This is a genomic window from Pseudomonas brassicacearum, assembly GCF_003732175.1.
Lineage (GTDB): Bacteria > Pseudomonadota > Gammaproteobacteria > Pseudomonadales > Pseudomonadaceae > Aquipseudomonas > Aquipseudomonas brassicacearum_G.
Genome location: NZ_MOBI01000046.1, coordinates 14,682 through 39,823, shown reverse-complemented (window position 1 = coordinate 39,823; position 25,142 = coordinate 14,682). Strand labels below are relative to the sequence as shown.

Below are 25,142 nucleotides of genomic sequence, written 5' to 3'. Positions count from 1 at the left end.
GTACATCGTGGTGATTCCATCGCGAGCAGGCTCGCTCCCACAGGTTTTGTGCAGGGTTTATTTATCGCGAATCGAGAAGTTCGCCATGTGCTCCAGACCCTTGATCAGCGCCGAGTGGTCCCAGTTGCTGCCACCGATGGCGGCGCAGGTGCTGAACACTTGTTGGGTGCCTGCGGTGTTGGGCAGGTTGATGCCCAATTCGCGAGCACCGGCCAACGCCAGGTTGAGGTCCTTCTGGTGCAGGCTGATGCGGAAGCCTGGATCGAAGGTGCCTTTGATCATGCGCTCGCCGTGTACTTCAAGGATCTTCGAGGAGGCGAAACCGCCCATCAGCGCTTCACGCACCTTGGCGGGATCGGCACCGTTTTTCGAGGCAAACAGCAGGGCTTCGGCCACGGCCTGGATGTTCAGCGCCACGATGATCTGGTTCGCCACTTTCGCGGTTTGACCGTCGCCATTGCCGCCAACCAGGGTGATGTTCTTGCCCATGCTCTGGAACAGCGGCAGCGCGCGTTCGAAAGCATCGCTGTCGCCACCGACCATGATGCTCAGGGTAGCGGCTTTGGCGCCGACTTCACCACCGGACACCGGGGCGTCGAGGTATTGCGCGCCTTTCTCGTTGATCTTCGCAGCGAAGGCTTTGGTCGCGGTCGGCGAGATCGAGCTCATGTCGATGACCACTTTGCCTTTGCCGACACCGGCGGCGACGCCGTCGGCACGGAACAGCACGTCATCGACCTGCGGGGTATCCGGCACCATGATGATGATGAATTCGGCTTCCTGAGCGACTTCTTTCGGGCTCGCCAGCGCGACCGCGCCAGCGGCGACCAGGTCAGCCGGGGCAGGGTCGTGGTGCGCCGACAGGAACAGGCTGTGACCGGCTTTCTGCAGGTTCAACGCCATTGGGTGGCCCATGATGCCGGTGCCGATAAATCCGATTTTAGCCATGAGAAAATCCTCTTGTTTTTATGTTGCTCAAGCAAATTTTGAGGGGGCGCTGCTTTATTGTGGGAGCGAGCCTGCTCGCGATGAGGCCATAACATTCGACATCTCTGTTGCCTGTCCCACCGCTATCGCGAGCAGGCTCGCTCCCACAGGTTTCGCTTCAGATTGCGTTATGGGTTTTCAACCAGCCCAAGCCTGCTTCAGTGGTGGTCAGCGGTTTGTATTCACAACCGACCCAGCCTTGATAGCCGATGCGGTCCAGGTGTTCGAACAGGAAGCGGTAGTTGATTTCACCGGTGCCCGGCTCGTTGCGGCCCGGGTTGTCGGCCAGTTGAATATGGTTGATCTCAGCCAGCTGCGTCGCCATGGTGCGGGCCAGGTCGCCCTCCATGATTTGCATGTGGTAGATGTCGTACTGCAGGAACAGATTGGCGCTGCCCACTTGTTCGCGAATCGACAGTGCCTGAGCAGTGTTGTTCAGGTAGAAGCCCGGGATGTCGCGGGTGTTGATGGCTTCCATCACCAGTTTGATGCCCACCGCTTGCAGCTTGTCGGCGGCATATTTGAGGTTGGCGACAAAGGTCTTTTCCACGGTGGCATCGTCGACGCCTTGTGGGCGGATACCGGCCAGGCAGTTGACTTGGGTGTTGCCCAGAACCTGTGCATAGGCGATCGCCAGATCGACGCCGGCGCGGAACTCTTCCACGCGATCCGGATGGCAGGCGATCCCGCGTTCACCCTTGGCCCAGTCCCCGGCCGGCAGGTTGAACAGCACTTGGGTCAGACCGTTGGCATCCAGTTGAGCCTTGATGTCGGCGGAGCTGAAATCGTAAGGGAACAGGTATTCGACACCACTGAAGCCGGCTTTGGCGGCCGCTTCAAAGCGGGCAAGAAAATCCTGCTCGGTAAACAGCATGGACAGATTGGCTGCGAAACGCGGCATGGTGGTCTCCCGTTAAAGTTCTCGTTCCCACGCTCTGCGTGGGAATGCCTCATTGGACGCTCAGCGTCCGCAGTTGGGACGCGGAGCGTCCCGGGCTGCATTCCCACGCAGAGCGTGGGAACGATCATCAATCCAGCAACGAAATCGCCGTCGGCGCGTCGGTGCCGACCAGCGCCAGGTCTTCGAATTCGTTGACGGCGTTGATCTCGGTGCCCATGGAAATGTTGGTCACGCGTTCCAGGATAATCTCGACGATCACCGGAACCTTGAACTCCTTGATCAGCTCCTCGGCCTTGCGCAGGGCAGGGGCGATACCAGCCGGCTCAAATACGCGCAACGCCTTGCAACCCAAACCTTCGGCAACCGCTACGTGGTCGACCCCGTAACCATTGAGCTCCGGTGCGTTGAGGTTGTCGAAGGACAATTGCACGCAGTAGTCCATGTCGAAACCGCGCTGCGCCTGACGGATCAGACCCAAGTACGAGTTGTTCACCACAACGTGGATGTACGGCAGTTTGAACTGCGCGCCCACCGCCAGTTCTTCGATCATGAACTGGAAGTCATAGTCGCCCGAGAGTGCCACGACCTTGCGGCTCGGGTCAGCCTTGACCACGCCCAGCGCTGCCGGAATGGTCCAGCCCAGAGGGCCGGCCTGACCGCAGTTGATCCAGTGGCGCGGCTTGTAGACGTGCAGGAACTGCGCGCCGGCAATCTGCGACAGACCGATGGTGCTGACGTAGCAGGTGTCTTTGCCAAACACCTGGTTCATCTCTTCGTACACGCGCTGCGGTTTGACCGGCACGTTATCGAAGTGAGTCTTGCGGTGCAGGCTGGCCTTGCGCTGCTGGCAGTCTTGCAACCAGGCGCTGCGATCCTTCAGTTTGCCGGCGGCTTTCCACTCACGGGCTACTTCGATGAACATTTTCAGCGCCAGGCCGGCGTCGGAAACGATGCCCTGATCCGGGGTGAATACGCGGCCGATCTGGGTCGGTTCGATGTCGACGTGAATGAATTTGCGGCCTTCGGTGTACACCTCGACCGAACCGGTGTGACGGTTGGCCCAGCGGTTACCCACGCCCAGCACCACATCGGATTTGAGCATCGTCGCGTTGCCATAGCGGTGCGAAGTCTGCAGGCCAACCATGCCGACCATCAGCGGGTGATCGTCCGGGATCGTGCCCCAGCCCATCAGGGTCGGGATAACCGGAATACCGGTCAGCTCGGCGAATTCCACCAGCAGATCGCTGGCATCGGCGTTGATGATGCCACCGCCGGCTACCAGCAATGGACGTTCAGCCTGATCAAGCATGGCCAGGGCTTTCTCGACCTGCTTGCGGGTTGCCGCTGGCTTGGCCAATGGCAGTGGTTCGTAGGCGTCGATGTCGAATTCGATTTCGGCCATCTGCACGTCGAACGGCAGGTCGATCAACACCGGGCCTGGACGGCCGGAGCGCATTTCATAGAAGGCTTTCTGGAACGCATAAGGCACCTGGCCCGGCTCCAGAACAGTGGTCGCCCATTTGGTCACCGGCTTGACGATGCTGGTGATGTCGACCGCCTGGAAGTCTTCCTTGTGCATACGGGCACGGGGTGCTTGCCCGGTGATGCAAAGAATCGGGATCGAGTCGGCCGAGGCGCTATAGAGCCCGGTGACCATGTCGGTACCGGCAGGGCCGGAAGTGCCGATGCACACGCCGATGTTGCCGGCCTTGGTGCGGGTGTAACCCTCGGCCATGTGCGAGGCGCCTTCAACGTGGCGAGCGAGGACGTGATCGATGCCGCCGACCTTTTGCAGGGCGGAGTACAGCGGGTTGATTGCAGCGCCTGGAATGCCAAAAGCGGTGTCAACCCCTTCACGGCGCATCACCAGAACGGCGGCTTCGATTGCTCTAATTTTGCTCATGGTTTTGTGCCTCTTTACGTTTTGTAATTGTATACAAGTGGCTTTGCGCAGAGTGTATTCACGGCGGACGGCGCAGGTCAATCCATTTTCTCAAGCGGCTGTTTCATTCGTCGGAGGGCCATAAACACTGTGGCGTTTCGTCGCATGAGCAGCATTTCGAGAATTATTGTATACAAATAAATAAATCATTGTGTTCTATTTGTCGCGTCGGGCTTCGGAGCAAACAGAACCCCAAAGGCTTTCCCATAACAAGATAAGGACGGCATCCATGAGCGCTTTAACCTTGAAAGTCGCAGTCAGCCTGACCAATCGGGCCATCGTTGCGGGGCGCAAGATCGCTGCGGCACCGCTAACCATTGCAGTACTCGATGCGGGCGGGCATTTGTTGAGCCTGCAACGCGAAGACGGCGCGAGCCTGCTTCGTCCACAAATCGCCATCGGCAAAGCCTGGGGCGCGATTGCGCTGGGCAAGGGCTCGCGTCTATTGGCGCTGGACGCACAACAGCGCCCGGCGTTTATCGCGGCGTTGAACAGTCTGGGGCAGGGCAGCGTGGTACCCGCGCCGGGCGGGGTGCTGATTCGTGATCAGGACGGGGTTGTGCTGGGGGCTATCGGCATCAGCGGCGATACTTCGGATATTGACGAGCAATGCGCGATCAGCGCCATCGAAGAGCAGGGGTTGCGGGCGGATGCGGGTGTGACTGCTTGATCTTTGGTGAATGAACTACCGCTATCGCGAGCAGGCTCGCTCCCACAAGGGATTTGTGAACACAGGAGATCCCCTGTGGGAGTGAGCCTGCTCGCGATAGAGGCGACTCGGTCTAACGATCTGGCTCGCAGCCCTTGAGCACCAACCGAATGATGGTCTGTGCCGCGGCTTCGTAGTCGCTTTCATCCAGCTTGGCCTTGCCGGTGACGGCGGAGATCTGCCAGTCGAAGTCGGCGTAGGTCTGGGTCGCGGCCCAGATGCTGAACATCAGGTGGTTGGGCTCGATCGGGGCGATCTGGCCGCGATCGATCCAGGTCTGAATGCAGTCGATGTTGTGCTTGGCCTGGGCGTTGAGCTGTTCGACCAGGTCGGCGCTCAGGTGCGGCGCACCGTGCATGATCTCACTGGCAAACACCTTGGACGCGAACGGCAGGTCGCGGGAGATGCGAATCTTCGAGCGAATGTAGCCGCTGAGCACTTCGCTCGGCACGCCGTCCGCGTTGAACGGCGTCGAGGCCTGGAGAATCGGCTCGATGATGCTTTCCAGGACCTCGCGGTAGAGGTTTTCCTTGGATTTGAAGTAGTAATAGACGTTGGGCTTGGGCAGCCCCGCCTTGGCCGCGATGTCACTGGTTTTGGTCGCAGCGAAGCCCTTGTCGGCAAACTCTTCACTGGCGGCACGCAGGATCAGTTCTTTATTGCGCTCGCGGATAGTGCTCATAAACCAGGTGATTCCTTGCCGGTGCTGGCGGTTGCGCATGGTAGCACCGGCCTCGCGCAGCGCTCAAGAATGCCGCCTGCTGCGCCTCATCGTTTGCGCCTGTCTCAGGGCTGAACAAACGGCTGGATGGGCGAGTGAATAGCAGGCGCACTGCTAGAGTTCAAAGGAGCGATCAGGCCTTTTGGCCATTTCTTGTGTAAACGGCCCGGCATTCATTTCGCATCGTTGCATTTGGTGTTCAGCCCGTTTGAGTGAGAAATCGTGGAGAGGAGCAGGCGAGGCAAATTTGCTCTGGTGATCGGGGCAGTGCTGCTGGTGTTGTTGGCCGCCGCGCTGTGGTTTTACCGCGAGAGCGGACAACGCAAAGGCAAGCCGCCAACGCCTGCCGAGCCGGTGGCGGTTGCGGCGGTGACCTTGCAGGATGTGCCGGTGTATATCGACGCCCTGGGGACGGTCACGCCCACCCGCAGTGTGACCGTGATAACGCAGGTCAACGGCATTCTTGCCTCGGTCGAATTCGAGGAAGGCCAGCAGGTGCACAAGGGCCAGGTCATCGCGCGGATCGACGACCGGGCGCTGAAGGCGCAACTGGCGGTGGCCAGAGGCACGCTGGCTCACGATCAAGCGGTGTTGAGTAATGCCCAGCGTGATCTGACGCGTTTTCGCGAACTGATCAAAATCGGTTCCACCAGCCAGCAAACCCTCGACACCCAGGCGTCCCTGGTGCAGCAGCAACAAGGCACGGTCGCCGCCGATCAAGGCAGTGTGCAGAACCTCGAAGTCCAGTTGAGTTACTGCACCATTACCTCGCCGGTCGATGGCGTGGTGGGGTTGCGGCTGGTCGATCCGGGCAACTACGTGACCACTGCCACGACCACGGGCATTGCGCTGATTACCCAGATGCGCCCGGCGACGGTGGTGTTCGCGGTGCCCGAGGATGATTTGGCGGCGATCCATCAGGCGATGGCCAAAGGGCCGGTGACAGTGCTCGCTTACGACCGCAACAAGCACGGTCTGCTGGGTACCGGCAGCCTGATGGCGCTGGATAACCAGGTGGATACCAGCACTGGCACGATCAAGGTCAAGGCGCAGTTCGACGATTCCGGCAATGCGTTGTTTCCCAACCAGTTCGTCAACGCCCGGCTCAAGGCCGACACGCTGAATCAGGTGCCGGTGACACCGACCACGGCGATTCAACACGGCAGCAAAGGTGACTTCGTGTTCGTGGTCAACGGCGACAAGGCCAGCCTGCGCAACATCAAGGCCGGCCCGGCAATGGGCGACGTTACGGCGATTCTCGATAATGGCCTCAAACCCGGCGAACAGGTGATCACCGAGGGCGCGGATAAGCTCGATGATGGCTCTCCCGTGAAGGTCGTTGCCCAATGAACAGCCGCCAGCCATGAACGTCTCGCGGCCCTTTATCGAGCGGCCGGTCGCCACCACGCTGTTGATGGTGGCGGTGCTGCTACTGGGGATGCTGGGTTATCACTTGCTGTCGGTGTCGGCATTGCCCGAGGTCGATTACCCGACCATTCAGGTGTTTACCCAATACACCGGTGCCAGTCCGCAGGTGGTCAGCTCGTCGATCACCGCGCCACTGGAGCGCCAGCTCGGCGAGATGCCGGGGCTCAAATCGATGAGCTCCACCAGCTCCGACGGTGCCTCGGTGATTACCCTGCAATTTGATCTGGCGTTGTCGCTGGATATCGCTGAACAAGAGGTGCAAGCCGCCATCAACGCCGCCGGGACGTTCCTGCCGACGAACCTGCCGTACCCGCCGGTGTACAGCAAGGTCAACCCGGCAGACGCGCCGGTGCTGACCCTGTCACTGACCTCCGACGTGTTGCCCCTGACCAAAATCGAAGACCTTGCCGACACTCGACTGGCACAGAAAATCTCGCAGATCACCGGCGTCGGTCTGGTCACCATCAGCGGCGGTCAACGCCCGGCGGTGCGGGTTCAGGCCAATACCTCGGCGTTGAACAACCTGGGCCTGTCATTGGAGGAACTGCGCACGGCGCTGGGCAATGCCAACGTCAATCAGGCCAAAGGCAATATCGACGGAAAGTTCCAGGCGTATTCGATTGGCGGCAACGATCAGCTGCAGTCGGCCGATGACTATAACGAGCTGGTGATCGCCTATAAAAACGGTGCGCCGATTCGCCTGGCGCAAATCGCCAGTTCCATTCAGGGGCCGGAGAATCCGCGTCAGGCGGCCTGGACCGACAGCACGTCCTCGATTCTGCTGAATATCAAGCGCCAGCCCGGGGCCAACGTGATCGATGTGGTGGACCGGGTCCAGCGACTGTTGCCTACGCTGCGCGCCAGTCTGCCGGGTACGTTGAAGGTCGCAGTGCTGACCGACCGCACCCAGACCATCCGCGCTTCGGTCACCGACGTGCAGTACGAATTGTCGGTCGCGGTGGTGTTGGTGGTGTTGGTGATTTTCCTGTTTCTGCGAAAAATCCCGGCGACGGTAATCCCCGCCGTCACGGTGCCGCTGACCCTGATTGGCACGCTGGCGGTGGCGTACGCATTGGGATTCTCCCTGAACAACCTGACGCTGATGGCGTTGACTATCGCTATCGGTTTTGTGGTCGATGACGCCATCGTGATGATCGAAAACATCACGCGCTATATCGAGGCCGGAGAGCCGCCCTTGCAGGCCGCGCTCAAGGGCTCGGCGCAAATCGGCTTCACCATCATTTCGCTGTCGGTGGCGCTGATTGCGGTGATGATTCCACTGCTGTTCATGGGCGATGTGGTGGGGCGGTTGTTTCGCGAGTTCGCCATGACCGTGGCGGTGACCATCATTATCTCGGCGCTGATCTCGCTGACCCTGATACCGATGATGTGCGCGCGGATGCTCAAGCCCCGGCAACAGGAGCGACGGGTCGACTTTTTCGACCGGGTCAACGGCCACTATTTACGGGGGCTGGATTGGGTGTTGGCGCATCAGTTGCTGACCCTTATCTCGGTGATATGCACCGCGTTGCTGACCTTGCTGCTGATCGTACTCATGCCCAAGGGTTTTTTCCCCGAACAGGATACCGGGCTGATTCAGGGCATTTCCCAGGCGTCTCCGACCATTTCGTTCCAGCAGATGCAGCTCGAGCAGCAGCGACTGGCTTTGAGGATTCTGCGAGATCCGGCGGTCGAGAGTCTGTCGTCCTTTGTCGGCATCGATCAGACCAACCCGACGATCAACCAGGGTAATTTGCTGATCAACCTCAAACCCCATGGAATGCGCGACAGCAGCGCGATGGTGATCCGCAGGCTGTCGGATGCGAACAGCGATGACGCCGGCATTCGTCTGTACCTGCACGCGGTGCAGGATTTGACCCTGGATGCCACGGTGTCGACCACCAGCTATCGCCTCGGCCTGCAAGCCACCGAGCCGGAGGTGCTGGCGCTGTGGACCGGCAAACTGCTGATGGCGCTCAAGCACGACCCGATGTTCACCGACGTGCAAAGCCAGGCGCTGCAGTTCGGCAATCAGATCCAGCTGACCTTCGACCGCGCCACCGCTTCGCGCCTGGGCATTACGCCGCAAGCCATCGACGATGTGCTGTACGACGCCTTCGGCCAGCGTCAGGTGTCGACCCTCTACACCCAGCTCAATCAATATCACGTGGTGCTGGCGACCGATCATCCGCCGCACAATCTGGCCGATCTGCTCACCGGTCTTTACGTGAACATTCCGGCTGGCGGGGTGGCGCCGCTGTCGAGCATGGCCAGCATGCAAGTGGTGCGCACGCCGATCACCATCAACCGACTCGGACAGTTTCCCTACGCTGACGTGTCATTCAATCTCGCGCCCGGGCAGTCGCTCGGCGCAGCGGTGAACCGGCTCAAGGACGTGGAGTCGCAACTTGGTTTGCCGTTGACGGTGCAAGCGTCGCTGGAAGGTGCGGCGGCGACCTTCGAGGCGTCATTGTCCAACCAGGTGTTTCTGGTGATCGCGGCGATTGTCGTGGTGTACCTGATGCTGGGGATTCTCTACGAAAGCTTCGTGCACCCGGTGACGATCCTCTCGACCCTGCTGTCGGCAGCGCTGGGCGCATTGCTGGCGCTGCTGATCACCGGCACGCAGTTCGACATCATTGGCCTGATCGGCATCGTGCTGCTGATCGGCATCGTCATGAAAAACGGCATCATGATGGTCGACTTCGCCCTGGAGCTGGAGCGCAAGGGCGGTTTGAGCCCGCAGGCGGCGATCCGGCAGGCGGCCGAACTGCGTTTCCGTCCAATTCTGATGACCAGCATGGCCTCGCTGTTCGGTGCGGTGCCATTGGCGCTGGGCACCGGGATCGGCTCCGAGCTGCGGCATCCGCTGGGGATTACGATCATCGGCGGGCTGCTGCTCAGCCAATTGCTGACGCTGTTCTCCACACCGGTGATTTTCCTCGCCATGCATAAGCTGGAACGCCGTTTTAGTCGGCGACATCCGGTCGTTGAAGGCTGACGGCGATGAACCTCAGCGCGCCCTTCATCCAGCGTCCGATTGCCACCACCCTGTTGGCGGCAGGGCTGGCGCTGGCCGGTATCCTGGCGTTTCTGTTGCTGCCGGTGGCGCCCTTGCCCGAGGTGGATTTTCCGACCATCAGCGTTCGTGCATCGCTGCCCGGAGCTGACCCAAGCACCGTCGCCAGTTCGGTGGCAACGCCGTTGGAGCGCCAGTTCGGACAGATCGCCGGCGTCACCCAGATGACCTCGTCCAGTACCTTGGGCGCGACCCGGATCAACCTGCAATTCGATTTGAATCGCGACATCAACGGCGCCGCGCGGGACGTGCAGGCGGCGATCAATGCGGCGCGAACCAACCTGCCGAGTGACCTGGCGGGCAACCCGACCTACCGCAAGGTCAACCCCGCCGATTCGCCGATCCTGGTGATCAGCCTGACCTCGGACACTGCCACGCCAGGGCAAATGTACGATGTCGCCTCGACCCTGCTGGAGCAACGCCTGCTGCAAACCAAAGGCGTCGGCGATGTAACCGTCGGCGGCGGCGCCTTGCCGGCGGTGCGCATCGAGCTGAACCCGGACCGGCTCAATCACTACGGCGTCAGCCTGGAGCAGGTGCGGGCGGTGATCGCATCTTCCAACGCCAACCTGCCCAAGGGTTCGGTGGCCGTCGGGGCGCAATCGCAGGGCATTGCGGCGAACGACATGCTTTACAAGAAGGATGATTACGCGCCGCTGGTGGTCAGGCAGCACAATGGTGATGTGGTCCGTATCTCCGACCTTGGCTATGTGCGCGAAGACGTCGAGGACTTGCGCAATTTCGGTCTGTCCAACGGCAAGTCAGCGGTGCTGCTGGTGGTGTTCAAGCAGCCGGGGGCGAACGTCATCAGTGCCGTGGATGCGGTGAAAGCCGAACTGCCGTTCCTGCAAAGTTCGATTCCGGCGAGCATCAAACTCAATATCCTGATGGATCGCACCACCACCATTCGTGCGTCGCTGCATGATGTCGAGTTGTCGCTGATCGCCTCGATTGTGCTGGTGACGCTGGTGACGTTCGGCTTCTTTCGCGATTGGCGCAGCACACTGGTGCCGGCCATTGCGGTGCCGTTGTCGCTGCTGGGCACCTTCGGCGCGATGTATTTTCTCGGTTACAGCCTGAACAACCTGTCATTGATGGCGCTGACTATTTCCACCGGGTTCGTGGTGGACGATGCGATCGTGGTGGTCGAGAACATCATGCGTCACCTGGAAAAAGGCGAAAGCCGTCTGCACGCAGCCCTGGTGGGCGCGCAGGAAGTTGGCTTCACCGTGCTGAGCATCAGCGTATCGCTGGTGGCGGTGTTCATTCCATTACTGTTGATGGGCGGGATTGTCGGGCGGCTGTTTCGCGAGTTTTCGATCACCTTGTCGGTGGCGATCATGATTTCCATGCTGATCTCGCTGACGGTCACGCCGATGCTGTCCAGCCTGTTGCTGCGCACTCAGGAGCAGGCGGCGAAGGACAGCGATCAACCCGACTCGCGATTTCACCGGTTTTACGACCGTACCCTTGGCTGGGTCATCGAGCACTCGATACTGATGGGCCTGCTCACGTTGTTGGTGATCGCGTTCGCCGGGGTGTTGTATGTGCTGGTGCCCAAGGGCTTTTTTCCACAGGAAGACACCGGGCGTTTGTCCGGCAGCATCGTCGCGCCACAAAGCGTTTCCTACGCGTCGATGCAACGCAGTTTCAGGGAAATCAACCAGAAGGTTCTGGGTAACCCGAACGTGCTGATGGTTGGCGGTTTTGTCGGCGGAGGTGGGGGCGGTGGCGGGGCGATCAACACGGCGCAGTTGTTCATAGCCCTCAAGCCGCTGGCCGAGCGCCGAGACAGCGCCGATCAGGTGATTACGCAAGTCCGCCACACCCTCGGCGAGCTACCGGGCACGCGCCTGTATTTGCAGTCGTCCCAGGACATCACCGTCGGTGGTCGCCAGAGTGGTGCGCAGTACCAGTACACGATGACCGCCGATGATCAGAGCGCGCTGGATGAATGGGTGCCCAAGGTGCTGGCGGTATTGCATACATTGCCGCAATTGACCGATATCAATACCGATCAGCAGGACAATAGCCTGCTGGCCAACGTGAAGATCAACCGCGATGTGGCGGCGCGGCTGGGGGTCAGTATTTCGGCGATCGACCAGACACTGTACGACGCCTTTGGCCAGCGCCAGGTCTCGACCATTTATCGCGCGGCCAATCAGTACCACATCGTGATGGAGGTGGCGCCGCCGTACTGGACCGACCCGGCAACGCTCAGCTCGATCTATGTGCCGGTCGGCACGGTTGCAGTGAGCAAGGGTCGCAGTGTCGTACCGAACCTGAGCGCCAGCGCCAACCCGCAGTTGGTGCCGTTGTCGGCGCTGGCCGATTACTCGGTGGATCGCACAGCCATTTCTATCAGTCACCAGGGCACGTTCCCGGCGGTGACGGCTTCGTTCAACCTTGCTCCCGGCGTGTCCATCGGCCAGGCCACCGCATTGGTCGACAATGCCGTGGCACAGTTGCGAATGCCGGCCAGTGTGGCCGGGCAATTCGCCGGGACGGCGCAGGTGTTCCAGTCGTCGGTGGCCAGCGAGCCGTTGCTGATCTGCGCAGCATTGTTGTCGGTATACATCGTGCTGGGCATCCTCTACGAAAACCTGACACACCCGTTGACCATCCTGTCGACCTTGCCGTCGGCCGGCGTGGGCGCGTTGATTGCCTTGTTGTTGACCGGCACCGAGTTGTCGATCATTGCCTTGGTGGGGGTGATTTTGCTGATCGGCATCGTCAAGAAGAACGCGATCATCATGATCGACTTTGCGATCACCGAGCGCCGGGAGCAGGGGCTCAGCGCCAAGGATGCGATTCGCCGGGCGTGCCTGATCCGCTTCCGGCCGATCATGATGACGACGCTGGCCGCGATCCTCGGTGCGTTGCCGCTGGTACTCGGCAGTGGCTATGGCTCGGAGCTGCGTCGGCCGCTGGGCATTTCGATTATTGGCGGGCTGGTGTTCAGCCAGATGCTGACTCTTTACACCACCCCGGTGATCTATCTCTGGCTCGATCGGGCGTCCCGGCGTCTGGGGCGCCGGCGTGAGGAGACGTGAATGGACCGTGAATGCAAATCCCTCGTAGCAGTTGGCGTCATGCTTTGTGTTGCGCTGGGTGGTTGTATGGTCGGGCCTGATTATCAAAAACCGGCCATCGAATTGCCGATGAGCTTCAAGGAGGGCGCGCAATGGCAGCGCGCGGCGGCCAATCCGCAGGGCGCACTGGACAGCCAGTGGTGGCTTTCATACCAGGACCCGATCCTCAATGACCTGATTGCGCGCTCAGCCAAGGCCAACCAATCGATTATCGCCGCCGAAGCGGCCTATCGTCTGGCACAGGCCCAGGTGGCGTCGAGCCGGGCCGGATTGTGGCCGACGGTGGGCGTCGGGTTGTCCGGATCGCGAGGGGTTGGCGCAAGTAGCGGCAGTAGCAGCACTGGCAGCACTGGCACGAGTACTTCATCTGGCAGCAGTTCTGGCGGTGTCGTGCAAACGGTCAGCGCCACGTTGAGCGCCAGCTGGGAGCCGGATCTGTGGGGCCTGGTGCGGCGCGGCATCGAGTCGAGCCAGGCGTCGGCCCAGGCTTCCGACGCGCTGCTGGCAGGCGTGCGCCTGTCCATCAGCGCCAGTGTCGCCAGTAACTACCTGGGCTTGCGCCAGCTGGACCTCGACGTCGGCCTGTTGCAACAGCAGCAGGCGATCAATCAGCAGTTGCTGACGATGATTCAGGTTCAGACCGTGCAAGGCACCGCGACCAACGATCAATTGCTGGTCGCCCAGGATCAGCTGACCAGCGTGGTCGCCGCCTTGCAAACTGCACAGCGCTCGCGTGAGCAGTTCGAGCATGCACTGGCAGTGTTGGTCGGCGTGGCGCCTGCGCAATTCAATCTGCCGCCCACCGCGAACTACCGCTTCGTGCTGCCCCTGCCGCCGCTGAGCCTGCCGTCGAGTCTGTTGCAGCGCCGTCCCGATGTGGTGTCCGCCGAGCGTGCGGCAGCGGCGGCGAATGCGAAGATTGGCGTGGCCAAAGCGGCGTTTTTCCCGACGCTGAATTTGACCGGTCAGGTCGGCTATCGCGGTACGGCGCTGGGTGGCCTGTTCAGCGTGCCGAACCGGGTCTGGACCCTTGGCCCGGCGTTGGCCGAAACCCTTTTCGAGGGCGGTGCCCGGGAAGCCGCGGTGCAGCAGGCGCAGGCCAGTTACGATCAGGATGTCGCGAACTATCGCGGCACGGTGCTCGGTGCGTTGCAAAATGTTGAAGACAACCTCTCGGCGATCAATCACCTGCACACCCAGGCCCAGGCCTTCGAGCAGATCTACCAGCGCAACCGGCAATTGTTTGGCAGCCAGGAGGCGCAAAAGCGCGCGGGCACCGTCAGTCAGCAAGCCGTGCTGACTCAGCAATTGGTCCTGCTGCAAGCCGAGCAGAACCTGCGCGATACCCAAGGTTTGCTGAGTCAGGGGAGCGTCGCGTTGTTCCAGAGCCTGGGCGGAGGCTGGCAAGTGCAATCGGCTGCTCAAACCGGGCATTGAGGTGTCTCGCTTCCCCCGCGTCGAGCGCGTTATGCTCCGCGCACTTTTTTTGTGTAGGGAAGCCTGACCCATGGCAGGAAGCAGTTTGCTGGTGTTGATTGACGATATCGCCGCGGTACTCGACGACGTCGCGTTGATGACCAAGATGGCCGCGAAGAAAACCGCCGGCGTGCTCGGCGATGACTTGGCGCTCAACGCCCAGCAGGTATCCGGTGTCCGTGCCGAACGGGAAATTCCGGTGGTCTGGGCCGTGGCCAAGGGCTCGTTTCGCAACAAGCTGATCCTGGTGCCGTCGGCGCTGGCGATCAGTGCGTTCGTTCCTTGGCTGGTCACACCCTTGTTGATGGTCGGTGGTGCCTACTTGTGTTTCGAAGGCTTCGAAAAGCTTGCTCACTCGTTTTTGCACAGCAAGGCGGAAGATCAGGCGGAGCACGCGCAGTTGGTCGAAGCCGTAGCGGACCCGGCGACAGATCTGGTGGCGTACGAGCAGGACAAGATCAAAGGCGCGGTGCGCACCGACTTCATCCTTTCGGCTGAAATCATCGCCATCACCTTGGGCACCGTCGCCAGTGCAACGCTGATGCAGCAAGTGATTGTGGTTTCAGGCATCGCTATCGTCATGACCATCGGCGTCTATGGCCTGGTAGCGGGCATCGTCAAGCTCGACGACCTTGGCCTGTGGCTGACCCGCAAGCCCGGGAAAATGGCTAAAAGCGTCGGCGACGCGATCCTGCGCGCCGCGCCGTACATGATGAAAAGCCTCTCGATGATCGGCACGGCGGCGATGTTTTTGGTCGGCGGCGGGATCCTTACCCACGGTGTGCCGGTGGTTCATCACTGGATTGAAGGTGTCGGCGCCGGTGCCGGTGGTGCCGGGTTTATCGTGCCGACATTGCTCAACGCAGTGGCGGGTATTGTGGCGGGTGCGGTGGTGTTGGCGGGTGTGATGGCAGTGAGCAAAATCTGGCGCGCAGTCAAAGGCTGAAGCCTGGATTGGTTAATCGTTCCCACGCTCTGCGTGGGAATGCCTCAATTGGACGCTCTGCGTCCGCCTCTGGGTGTGACGCAGAGCGTCACGGGCTGCATTCCCACGCAGAGCGTGGGAACGATCAATGGCCTTTTTTGTTGCCGATGAAGTCACTCGGCGATCTGCAACTTGCGTGCTTCGGTGTACACGTAACGCACTTTCTCGTACTCGAACGGCGAGTTCAGCTGGCCGTAGCGGAAGTTGGTCTGATAGCGCTTGTCGATGCTGCGCAGGACCCAGATTTCCGGGTGGTTTGCGCTGACTTTCGAGACGTTCAGGTAGTTGATGGCCGACTCCGCCGTATAGTCGACCGCAAGGCCTGCGGTATCACGCAGGTTCGAGGGGCCGAGGATTGGCAGTACGAAGTAAGCACCGCCCGGAACCCCGTAGAAGCCCAGCGTCTGGCCGAAGTCTTCGACCTGGCGCGGCAGGCCCATGGCGGTGGCCGGGTCCCACAGGCCGCCGATGCCGAGGGTCGTGTTGAGCAGCAGTCGCCCGGTGATGTCCAGCGAACGCTGGCCCTTGAACTGCAGCAGGCTGTTCACCAGATTGGGCACGTCACCCAGGTTGTTGAAAAAGTTGCTGACGCCAGTGCGCAGGAAGCTTGGGGTGACGTAGCGATAACCGTCGACCACCGGCAGGAACACCCATTGATCGAAGCGGTAGTTGAAGTGGTAGACCCGACGGTTCCACGACTCCAGCGGGTCATAGACACTCAGCGCATTCAGGGTCGAGCGTTCGAACTCACGCTGGTCCAGCCCCGGGTTGAACTTGAGTTTGGTCATGGGCTCGGTGAAGCCGTCCTGATCAACCACAGTCGTGGAGTTGGCCTTGCTGTTGTCGGCATGGGCATAGCCGACTGCGCTAAGCAGTGCAGCGAGCAGAAGGAGGTGTTTAGCCACGGAAGAACTCCAGCATGGCGTCGGCGTTGACGCGGTAGTTGAGGTTGCCGCAATGGCCGCCGTGAGGGTAAACCGTCAAGCGATCGCCGAAGGTTTTACGCAAGAAACCGAGGTCGCCCGGGCCGAGGATCACATCGTCGGCATTGTGCATTACGGCAATTTTCGGGCTGTCGTGCAGGTAGTCCTTGAGTGCGTAGAGGCTGACCTGGTCAATCAGCTGCAAGATGCTGCCGCCGTCGGTTCGGGCGCGCCACATCGGGATCACCTGCTCGGTGAGATAGCAGTCGAAATCACATTGCAGTGCACGCTTGAGGAATGGCGTGAGGCTGGTGCCTTCGGTGATCGGAAACTTGGGCGGGGTGATCAGGCCGCGTCGGTTGATCAGGTCCGAGGTGAAGGTGATGTCGGCGGCGGAAAAGCGGAACGAGGTGCCGATCAGCATGGCCATCTGTTCGTTGGTCAGGTGCTGTTTCGATTGCTGGAAGTCGTAGACCAGCGCGTCGTTGAGGTCGATGTAGCCTTTCTGCTGGAAGTAGCGCGTCAGCTTGTTGAGCATCAGTTCATAGAACGTGGTGCTGTTGTTGATGCCCTTGACCTCGGTTTGTACCAGTTTGTCGAGGTTGGTGACAGAGGTGTAGAGATTGACCGGCGGGTTGAGCAGCAAGACTTTCTTGAAGTTGAAGCTGCGTCGGGTTTCATCCAGCTTGCTGACAAACGCTGCATCCAGCGCGCCGAGGCTGTAGCCGGTGAGGTAGTAATCGGTGATTGGTAGCTTCGGGTTTTGCGCGCGCACCGCTTGCATCACGCGGTACATGTCCTCGGCATCTTCCTTGGACACGCCTGGGGTGGCGAAGCGGGAAGCGGCGCTCATGAAGTCGAAACTGGTCGGCGAGGACAGTTGCACGACGTGATAACCGGCCTTGTAGTAGAGCTTTTTCAGGTATTCGTTAATGCTGCTGTCAAAGCGCGCGCCAGTGCCGGCAATCAGGAAAATCAGTGGTGCGGCGTGATCCTGTGTGGCCATGCGATAGGTGAGTTTTTTCACTGCCCAGAAATTGTCCGGCAGGTCGAACTCGCGTTCCGGGCGCAGCTTCAGGGTGTAATCCGATTGATGGATCGCGTCATCGGACGGCAACTCGGGACGCAACTCCGGCGGCGTCGTGGCGATGGTCGCCTCGAACGGGTTGGTCAAGGGGTAGCCATAGCTGACGGCGTCGATGTCTGCCGCCAGTGCGGACGCACTCAAAATAACGCCGCCTATCAAGGCAGCAAAGCGCAAGGAACGGAGCATGACTAAATCCCTGAGAGGAAGGTGCCTAATGAGGTTCGCAGGCTATGACCACCAGTGTTGCGCCAAAGTGCCATGCGGCGGCACCAAAGAGGCTGAATTCGGATCAATAGCGGCTGAACGATACACTTTGCAGCGATTGGCTGAACAGATTTCTGATGGTCTCGCTTGCTTACGGCTGGCGGGCGATTAAGCTGGGCGCCGTTTTCGTTTATCGGAGTGCTTCATGTCTCGCCGTCTGCCCGTCATTATTTTACTCATCGCCTTGCCGCTGTGGCTGGCCGCCAGTTATGGCCTGCGTTATGTCCTGATGGAGGATGCCCAGTGGGTCGGCCTCTGCGTCGATGAGGCAAGCCGTTGGGAATGCCAGGCGCGCTCGACCCTCGGCTTGATGATTCACTTCAAGGTGATGGGCGGGGCTGCATTGGCGGCAGCGGTGCTGGGCTTTGTGGTGCCGGGCCGGGCGGGCTGGTGGCTGGCGGTACTGGCGCTGGTGTTCGGGTTTCCGGCATTGGCGCTGTACAACACTGGCATTGCGGTATTTGCCGTGGTGATCGCAGGGTTACGGCTGGTGCGGGCACCGCGCGGCGCCTGATAGACCGTCATCGTCGGATCGCCGCCCGGAGCCGGCTCGCTCCCACATGGATTGCACAGAACCTGTGGGAGCGAGCCTGCTCGCGATAGCGCCGATAGGCGCTTGGCAAGTCAGCCTTGGCGAACCCGCAAGCTGCGCCACAGCGCGGCAACCATCAGCAGGCAAACCAGCGCCCAGCCCCAGGCTTGCTGGTTGAACAGGCCTTCGCGGTACAGTTGCGGGGCAATGCTGGCGCCGATGATGAAGGTCAGCAGTGCAATTTCCCGGCGCGGAGCGCTGACCGGGCGAATCAGATAGACCAGCGCTGGCAGCAGCAGGGCGGCGCTGGGGAAGCTGCGATAGCGCGGTTCGAACACCAGCGCCAGCATCATCACTGCGCCAGCGAATCCGGCCGCAGCGAGCAGCCAGCCAGCGCGACGTTCCAGTGCATTGAAGGCGCGTTCACGCCAACCGGTTCTGGCACTGAGGAGCAACGCCGCGTGGGTCAGCACCAAAAAGTTCAGGCCGGTCAGTAACGCGGCCCAGATCCACTCATCGGCAAAGCGGCTGGTGACGCGAGCCAGTTCACCCCAGGTGCCAATGGAGCACGCAGCGACCGCACCGAGCAGTGGCAGCATCAACGCTGCGCGAGTACTGCGTACGCGGCCGCCAAGCATCAGCGTACCGAGGAAGATCAGACCACCGACAGCCAGCCATTGCGGCCAGAACGGCAGGTTGGTGACGGGGCCTGCCAGTACGCCCTTGTCCTGACGGTTTGCATCGAACAGCCCCCAGTAACCGCCGACCGCACCTTCACTGGCGCGTTTCCATGGCTGGTCAAAGGCTTCGATCAGGTTGTAGTGCCAGCCTTGTTGCTCGGCCATCGCCACAAAACCACGAATAAACTTGGCTTCGTTGACGCGGCTCGGTACGGCTGTTTCCCGCTGGCGACCTTCACTTGGCCAGCCGGTTTCGCCAATCATCACGTCCTTGGGCGCGAAGCGACTGCCGAAGATCTGCCGAACCTCGGCGACGTGCTGGAGGGCGGCGTCGATGTTGGACGGATCATCTTCCCAGTACGGCAGCAAATGGATGGTCAGGAAGTCCACTGCCGGGGCGACTTCAGGATGCTTGAGCCAGAACTCCCAGACGTCGGCGTAGGTCACCGGCTGTTTGACATGGCTCTTGACGTGGTTGATCAGCTTGGCCAATTGTGCGCCGGTCACTTCCTTGCGCAGCAGGGTTTCGTTGCCGACGATCACCGCGCTGACCACGTCCGGGTTGGCGTTGGCCTCGGCGATCAGTAGTTCGACTTCCTTGGCCGTGTCCACCGGATTGCCGTTGACCCAGGCGCCGATCATCAACTTCAGGCCATGCTTGCGCGCCAGATCCGGCAGCGCTTCGAGACCGGTCATCGAATAGGTGCGAATGCACTCAAAGCGGGTTGCCAGCAACGCGAGGTCGGCGTCCATGCGTTCAGGGCGCAGTTTGAACGGCTGATCGAATGGCGATTGGTCCTTGTCGAACGGTGTGTACGAGGCGCACTGCAATTTGTGCGTGGCGCTGGCCACGTCTGGTAGCACCACCGGTTGACCGAGCCCGTACCAGTAACCACCAAGGGCAAACAGGCCAAGCAGGCAGGCAAATAGATAAGCGAAGAAGGGGAAGCGCGAGGTGGCGGGCATGGTCAGGCCGTCTGGGAACAAAGCCGCGCATCTTACCTGCATTTGCCCCTTGCTTGGTGACCTGCATGGTTTTGACATGCAAAGTTCGGGCGGGAAGTGCAGGGGCATTATTGCAGGACGCGATTACTGGCGTTCTGATGTCGTTTCTCGATGTCTTGAGGTCGCAGCCAGAGCAGGTCGTCTTGGGCGCGAGGTTGATTATCGAGGCATCAGTACTCCGCTGATGTTCGAACGAGTTTGCGGTGAGGCGTGATGGGGGCGCTGTGCACCATAACAATACGTTGACGTTGCTCGGCATCCGTCGAGCGCAGCACTTTCGGGGAAGTAACGATGAAGATGCGACGACTCTTGGGCGCAGGTGCGGCTTTGGTGCTGGCGATCAGTTCTACTGTGGCCAGCGCCGAAGGCAAGGCAGTGACTATCGGTTATGTTGACGGCTGGTCGGACAGCGTCGCCACGACCAACGTGGCTGCTGAAGTGATCAAGCAGAAACTCGGTTATGACGTGAAGCTGCAAGCCGTGGCCACCGGGATCATGTGGCAGGGTGTGGCCACCGGCAAACTCGATGCAATGCTGTCAGCCTGGCTGCCAGTAACCCATGGCGAATACTGGGCGAAGAACAAGGATCAGGTCGTCGATTACGGCCCGAACTTCAAGGATGCGAAAATCGGTCTGATCGTACCGGAGTACGTCAAGGCCAAGAGCATTGAGGATCTTAAAACCGACGATAGCTTCAAAGGTCGTATCGTCGGCATTGACGCCGGTTCAGGCGTGATGCTCAAGACCGATCAGGCGATCAAGGACTACGGCCTGAGCAACTACACCCTCAAGGCCAGTTCCGGTGCCGGCATGATTGCCGAGCTGACCCGTGCCGAGAAGAAAAATGAATCCATCGCGGTCACCGGCTGGGTGCCGCACTGGATGTTCGCCAAGTGGAAGCTGCGCTTCCTGGAAGACCCGAAAGGCGTTTATGGCGCGGCTGAAACCGTAAACAGCATCGGTAGCAAAGAACTGGCAACCAAAGCGCCGGAAGTTGCGAAGTTCCTGAAGAACTTCCAGTGGGCGTCGAAAGACGAAATCGGCGAAGTCATGCTGGCCATCCAGGATGGTGCCAAACCTGAAGTGGCAGCCAAGGACTGGGTGGCCAAACACCCGGCGCGCGTCGCCGAGTGGACTAAATAAACCCGGATAACGCTTCATCCCTGTGGGAGCGAGCCTGCTCGCGATGGTGGTGTAACAGTTGACAGATAGGTTGACTGATACGGCGCCATCGCGAGCAGGCTCGCTCCCACATTTGTTTCAGGTTGATCCCCCGCTCCACAGGGTTTGTGGCTGATTCAAAGGCCATTTCCAATTCTTTCGTCTGTTTAGGGTCCGAAAATTGGCGAAATGGTCATGTCGTTCTAATACTAAGGTCGTCTGGAACCTGTTCTGCAGCCGCATAGAGTGGATACGTTCCAACTAAAATCTGTGCTGCGAGGATAAAAACAATGAACGACAGCATTTACCTCTCGATTCAAAACAGCCCGCGCTTCAAGGAGCTGGTACGCAAACGAGAGCGGTTCGCCTGGATTCTCTCGGCGATCATGCTCGGGCTTTACTCGGGCTTCATCTTATTGATTGCTTATGGGCCGCATGTACTGGGGGCGAAGATCAGCCCAGAGTCATCGATTACCTGGGGCATACCGATTGGGGTAGGGCTGATTGTGTCGGCCTTTGTCCTGACAGCCATCTACGTACGACGCGCCAATGGCGAGTTCGACGACCTGAACAATGCGATTCTCAAGGAGGCTCAGCAATGATCTGGCGTCTATTGGCAGCTTTAGGCATTGCAGCCTTCGCACCGGCAGTTTGGGCTGCCGAGGCGCTCACCGGCGAAGTGCACAAACAACCGCTCAACGTTTCGGCGATCCTGATGTTCGTGGTGTTCGTCGGCGCAACGCTGTGCATCACTTATTGGGCTTCCAAGCGCAACAAGTCGGCCGCTGACTACTACGCGGCGGGTGGCAGGATCACCGGCTTGCAGAACGGCCTGGCGATTGCCGGTGACTACATGTCGGCGGCGTCCTTCCTGGGGATTTCCGCACTGGTGTTTGCGTCCGGCTACGATGGCCTGATCTACTCGATCGGCTTCCTGGTGGGCTGGCCGATTATTCTGTTTTTGATCGCCGAGCGTCTGCGTAACCTGGGTAAGTACACGTTTGCCGACGTGGCGTCCTACCGCCTTGGGCAAACCCAGATTCGCACCTTGTCCGCCTGCGGTTCGCTGGTGGTGGTGGCGTTCTACCTGATCGCGCAAATGGTGGGTGCCGGCAAGCTGATCCAGCTGCTGTTTGGCCTGGATTACCATGTTGCGGTGATTCTGGTGGGGATCCTGATGTGCCTCTATGTGTTGTTCGGCGGCATGCTGGCGACCACCTGGGTGCAGATCATCAAGGCTGTGCTGTTGTTGTCCGGTGCGTCGTTCATGGCGCTGATGGTGATGAAGCACGTCCACTTCGACTTCAATACGCTGTTCTCCGAGGCGATCAAGGTTCACCCCAAAGGTGAAGCAATCATGAGCCCGGGCGGTCTGGTGAAAGACCCGATCTCGGCGTTTTCCCTTGGTCTGGCGTTGATGTTCGGTACTGCTGGCCTGCCGCATATCCTGATGCGTTTCTTCACTGTGAGTGATGCTAAAGAAGCGCGTAAAAGCGTGCTGTATGCCACCGGCTTCATTGGTTACTTCTACATCCTGACGTTCATCATCGGCTTCGGCGCAATCCTGCTGGTCAGCACTAACCCGGCCTTCAAGGACGCTACGGGCGCGCTGTTGGGCGGCAATAACATGGCGGCGGTGCACCTGGCCAATGCGGTGGGCGGCAGTATCTTCCTTGGCTTCATCTCGGCGGTGGCCTTTGCCACCATTCTGGCGGTGGTTGCCGGCCTGACCCTGGCCGGGGCCACGGCGGTGTCTCACGACCTCTATGCCAGTGTGATCAAGAAGGGCAAGGCCAACGAGAAGGATGAAATCCGGGTTTCGAAGATCACCACCATCGCCTTGGGCGTGTTGGCGATTGTTCTGGGCATTCTGTTCGAAAGCCAGAACATCGCGTTCATGGTGGGCCTGGCATTCTCGATTGCTGCCAGCTGCAACTTCCCGGTACTGCTGCTTTCCATGTACTGGAAGAAGCTGACCACGCGCGGTGCGATGGTCGGCGGCTGGATGGGGCTGGTCAGTGCGGTGGGCTTGATGGTGCTGGGCCCGACCATTTGGGTGCAGATCATGGGGCACGAGAAGGCGATCTTCCCGTATGAGTACCCGGCGCTGTTCTCGATGACCATTGCCTTTGTCGGCATCTGGTTTTTCTCGATCACCGACAAGTCCGCGGCGGCTGACAATGAGCGAGCGCTGTTCTTCCCGCAGTTCGTCCGTTCGCAGACCGGGTTGGGGGCGAGCGGGGCGGTGTCGCACTAACGTATAGGGTTGTATGAGCGTCTATATATAAGCAGCGTTAAACAAAAATGCCCCGGTCGAGAGATCGGGGCATTTTTGTTTGTTCAGGTTTTGAGGGGGGCTGGGCGAATGCCATCGCGAGCAGACTCGCTCCCACGGGGATTGCGTGAGCACCGGAGATCCACTGTGGGAGCGAGCCTGCTCGAGATGGCGGCAGGCCTGTCGCCGCAAAACCTGAAGGAGGGCAGGGTGATCCGGGGTAAACAAAAACGGCCTCTGCTCTTGTATCAGAGGCAGAGGCCGTTTCCGGTGCAGCTAAGACGTTATCGCAAGACAGGTCTTACTTGCGGTCTTCAAGCCGGGTGATGTCACGCGACTCGTAGCCGGTGTACAGCTGGCGCGGGCGGCCAATCTTGTACGGGCTGGAGAGCATTTCTTTCCAGTGGGAGATCCAGCCAACGGTCCGGGCCAGAGCGAAGATCACGGTGAACATGCTGGTTGGAATGCCGATCGCCTTGAGGATGATCCCCGAGTAGAAGTCGACGTTCGGGTACAGCGAGCGTTCGATGAAGTACGGGTCGGTCAGGGCGATCTCTTCCAGGCGCATGGCCAGTTCGAGTTGCGGATCGTTCTGGATACCCAGTTCCTTGAGCACTTCGTCGCAGGTCTTTTTCATGACGGTAGCGCGTGGGTCGCGGTTTTTGTAAACCCGGTGACCGAAGCCCATCAGTTTGAACGGATCGTTCTTGTCCTTGGCCTTGGCGATGAACTTGTCGATGTTCGAGACATCGCCAATTTCGTCGAGCATGGTCAGCACGGCTTCGTTGGCGCCGCCGTGAGCCGGGCCCCAGAGCGCAGCGATACCGGCAGCGATACAGGCGAACGGGTTGGCACCCGACGAGCCGGCCAGACGTACGGTGGAGGTCGATGCGTTCTGCTCGTGGTCGGCGTGGAGGATGAAGATCCGGTCCATGGCCTTGGCGAGTACCGGGCTGATCGGTTTGATCTCGCACGGGGTGTTGAACATCATGTGCAGGAAGTTTTCCGCATACGACAGGTCGTTGCGCGGGTACATCATGGGTTGACCCATGGAGTACTTGTAAACCATCGCTGCCAGGGTTGGCATCTTGGCAACCAGGCGGATCGCGGAGATTTCGCGATGCTGCGGGTTATTGATGTCCAGGGAGTCGTGGTAGAAGGCCGAAAGGGCGCCGACTACACCGCACATGACGGCCATCGGGTGGGCGTCGCGACGGAAGCCGTTGAAGAAGGTCTTCAGTTGCTCATGAACCATGGTGTGGTTCTTGACGGTGCTGACGAACTGGGCCTTCTGTTCTGCGGTCGGCAATTCGCCGTTGAGCAGCAGGTAGCAGGTTTCCAGATAGTCCGACTTCTCGGCGAGTTGCTCGATCGGGTAGCCGCGGTGCAACAAAATGCCGTTGTCGCCGTCGATATAGGTAATCTTCGACTCGCAAGAGGCGGTCGACATGAAACCCGGGTCAAAAGTGAAACGGCCCGTGGCCGTCAGGCCCCGAACGTCGATTACATCGGGACCAACGGTGCCGGTTAAAATGGGCAGCTCGACGGGGGCTGCGCCCTCGATGATCAACTGCGCTTTTTTGTCAGCCATGTGGCCTCCTATTTATGCTTGAAATCATCAGACAGACCCCCCACGCAGGGCCCGCACCACTATAGTGAGATAAATTCGAATGTCAATTTGCCTAAAGTCTTGCTCCAGAAGGCTTTAACCGGACTTTTTCCTCGAAATTACCTGCCGTTTACGCCTTTTATCCCGCTTGCGCAATGAGCTATTAGGGGAAGGTGAACGCGTTGTCATTAGTAGCCTAACTGTCTATACTCGGCCACCGACCGCCAGGGGCTTTTGGGCCTGCTTTATTGGGGGTCGCATCCCTGGGTGGTGGTTACCTGACCAG

The 25,142-nt window shown here is 60.0% G+C and carries 18 protein-coding genes; 10 read left to right on the top strand and 8 right to left on the bottom strand.

Annotation, left to right across the window (positions count from 1 at the left end; translation table 11 throughout):
• Nucleotides 1–57: 57 nt before the first annotated feature.
• From BK658_RS29510 to gcl, 3 genes are all read right to left on the bottom strand, one after another.
• Complete coding sequence (locus tag BK658_RS29510) at nucleotides 58–948, bottom strand: 2-hydroxy-3-oxopropionate reductase (protein WP_123585383.1); 891 nt, start codon at nucleotides 946–948, stop codon at nucleotides 58–60.
• Nucleotides 949–1,105: 157 nt separating this feature from the next.
• The gene (hyi, locus tag BK658_RS29505) at nucleotides 1,106–1,888 is read right to left on the bottom strand and encodes a hydroxypyruvate isomerase (RefSeq protein ID WP_123585382.1); all 783 of its coding nucleotides are present in this window, start codon (nucleotides 1,886–1,888) and stop codon (nucleotides 1,106–1,108) included.
• A gap of 127 nt (nucleotides 1,889–2,015) precedes the next feature.
• Complete coding sequence (gcl, locus tag BK658_RS29500) at nucleotides 2,016–3,791, bottom strand: glyoxylate carboligase (protein WP_123585381.1); 1,776 nt, start codon at nucleotides 3,789–3,791, stop codon at nucleotides 2,016–2,018.
• Between the two features lie 268 nt (nucleotides 3,792–4,059).
• Here gcl and BK658_RS29495 point away from each other — a divergent pair, with 268 nt between their 5' ends.
• Entirely contained in the window at nucleotides 4,060–4,500 is a 441-nt protein-coding gene (locus BK658_RS29495; protein ID WP_123585380.1) for a GlcG/HbpS family heme-binding protein, read from the top strand.
• Nucleotides 4,501–4,612: 112 nt separating this feature from the next.
• Here BK658_RS29495 and BK658_RS29490 read toward each other — a convergent pair whose 3' ends face one another.
• On the bottom strand, nucleotides 4,613–5,221 hold the full coding sequence (locus BK658_RS29490; protein ID WP_103319032.1) for a TetR/AcrR family transcriptional regulator: 609 nt from the start codon (nucleotides 5,219–5,221) through the stop codon (nucleotides 4,613–4,615).
• Nucleotides 5,222–5,482: 261 nt separating this feature from the next.
• Between BK658_RS29490 and BK658_RS29485 the strand changes: the two genes are divergently transcribed.
• The 5 genes from BK658_RS29485 to BK658_RS29465 all read left to right on the top strand — a co-directional run bounded on the left by BK658_RS29485 (nucleotide 5,483) and on the right by BK658_RS29465 (nucleotide 15,281).
• Nucleotides 5,483–6,610, top strand: coding sequence for an efflux RND transporter periplasmic adaptor subunit (locus BK658_RS29485; RefSeq protein WP_123585379.1), 1,128 nt, complete (start codon nucleotides 5,483–5,485; stop codon nucleotides 6,608–6,610).
• Nucleotides 6,611–6,623: 13 nt separating this feature from the next.
• On the top strand, nucleotides 6,624–9,689 hold the full coding sequence (locus BK658_RS29480) for an efflux RND transporter permease subunit (protein WP_123585378.1): 3,066 nt from the start codon (nucleotides 6,624–6,626) through the stop codon (nucleotides 9,687–9,689).
• Between the two features lie 5 nt (nucleotides 9,690–9,694).
• The gene (locus BK658_RS29475) at nucleotides 9,695–12,820 is read left to right on the top strand and encodes an efflux RND transporter permease subunit (RefSeq protein ID WP_123585377.1); all 3,126 of its coding nucleotides are present in this window, start codon (nucleotides 9,695–9,697) and stop codon (nucleotides 12,818–12,820) included.
• Nucleotides 12,821–14,296, top strand: a complete 1,476-nt coding sequence (locus BK658_RS29470) for an efflux transporter outer membrane subunit (RefSeq protein ID WP_123585376.1) — start codon at nucleotides 12,821–12,823, stop codon at nucleotides 14,294–14,296.
• Nucleotides 14,297–14,366: 70 nt separating this feature from the next.
• Nucleotides 14,367–15,281: a DUF808 domain-containing protein gene (locus BK658_RS29465; protein ID WP_123585375.1), complete on the top strand. Its 915-nt coding sequence runs from the start codon at nucleotides 14,367–14,369 to the stop codon at nucleotides 15,279–15,281.
• A gap of 152 nt (nucleotides 15,282–15,433) precedes the next feature.
• On the opposite strand, the gene BK658_RS29460 is transcribed toward BK658_RS29465, so the two are convergent.
• The gene (locus BK658_RS29460; protein WP_123585374.1) at nucleotides 15,434–16,225 is read right to left on the bottom strand and encodes an MlaA family lipoprotein; all 792 of its coding nucleotides are present in this window, start codon (nucleotides 16,223–16,225) and stop codon (nucleotides 15,434–15,436) included.
• Nucleotides 16,218–17,516 (bottom strand): serine/threonine protein kinase, encoded by a 1,299-nt coding sequence (locus tag BK658_RS29455; protein ID WP_123585373.1) that lies wholly within the window; start codon nucleotides 17,514–17,516, stop codon nucleotides 16,218–16,220. The genes BK658_RS29460 and BK658_RS29455 overlap by 8 nt, the downstream gene beginning before the upstream one ends.
• Nucleotides 17,517–17,739: 223 nt before the next feature.
• Here BK658_RS29455 and BK658_RS29450 point away from each other — a divergent pair, with 223 nt between their 5' ends.
• Nucleotides 17,740–18,108 carry a hypothetical protein gene (locus tag BK658_RS29450; protein WP_123585372.1) on the top strand — a complete coding sequence of 123 codons (369 nt, stop codon included), beginning with the start codon at nucleotides 17,740–17,742 and terminating at the stop codon, nucleotides 18,106–18,108.
• Nucleotides 18,109–18,218: 110 nt separating this feature from the next.
• Here the strand turns inward: BK658_RS29450 and BK658_RS29445 are convergent, their stop codons facing one another.
• Nucleotides 18,219–19,814, bottom strand: coding sequence for a glycoside hydrolase family 17 protein (locus BK658_RS29445; RefSeq protein ID WP_123585371.1), 1,596 nt, complete (start codon nucleotides 19,812–19,814; stop codon nucleotides 18,219–18,221).
• A gap of 288 nt (nucleotides 19,815–20,102) precedes the next feature.
• Here BK658_RS29445 and BK658_RS29435 point away from each other — a divergent pair, with 288 nt between their 5' ends.
• The 3 genes from BK658_RS29435 (at nucleotide 20,103) to BK658_RS29425 (ending at nucleotide 23,229) form a co-directional block, all read left to right on the top strand.
• Entirely contained in the window at nucleotides 20,103–20,954 is an 852-nt protein-coding gene (locus BK658_RS29435) for a glycine betaine ABC transporter substrate-binding protein (RefSeq protein ID WP_123585370.1), read from the top strand.
• A 308-nt stretch (nucleotides 20,955–21,262) separates the two neighbouring features.
• Nucleotides 21,263–21,574, top strand: a complete 312-nt coding sequence (locus BK658_RS29430; RefSeq protein WP_123585369.1) for a DUF485 domain-containing protein — start codon at nucleotides 21,263–21,265, stop codon at nucleotides 21,572–21,574.
• Nucleotides 21,571–23,229, top strand: coding sequence for a cation acetate symporter (locus BK658_RS29425; RefSeq protein ID WP_123585368.1), 1,659 nt, complete (start codon nucleotides 21,571–21,573; stop codon nucleotides 23,227–23,229). Before BK658_RS29430 ends, BK658_RS29425 begins: the two co-directional genes overlap by 4 nt.
• A gap of 319 nt (nucleotides 23,230–23,548) precedes the next feature.
• Here BK658_RS29425 and gltA read toward each other — a convergent pair whose 3' ends face one another.
• Nucleotides 23,549–24,838 carry a citrate synthase gene (gene gltA / locus BK658_RS29420; RefSeq protein ID WP_019692325.1) on the bottom strand — a complete coding sequence of 430 codons (1,290 nt, stop codon included), beginning with the start codon at nucleotides 24,836–24,838 and terminating at the stop codon, nucleotides 23,549–23,551.
• Between the last annotated feature and the right edge of the window lie 304 nt (nucleotides 24,839–25,142).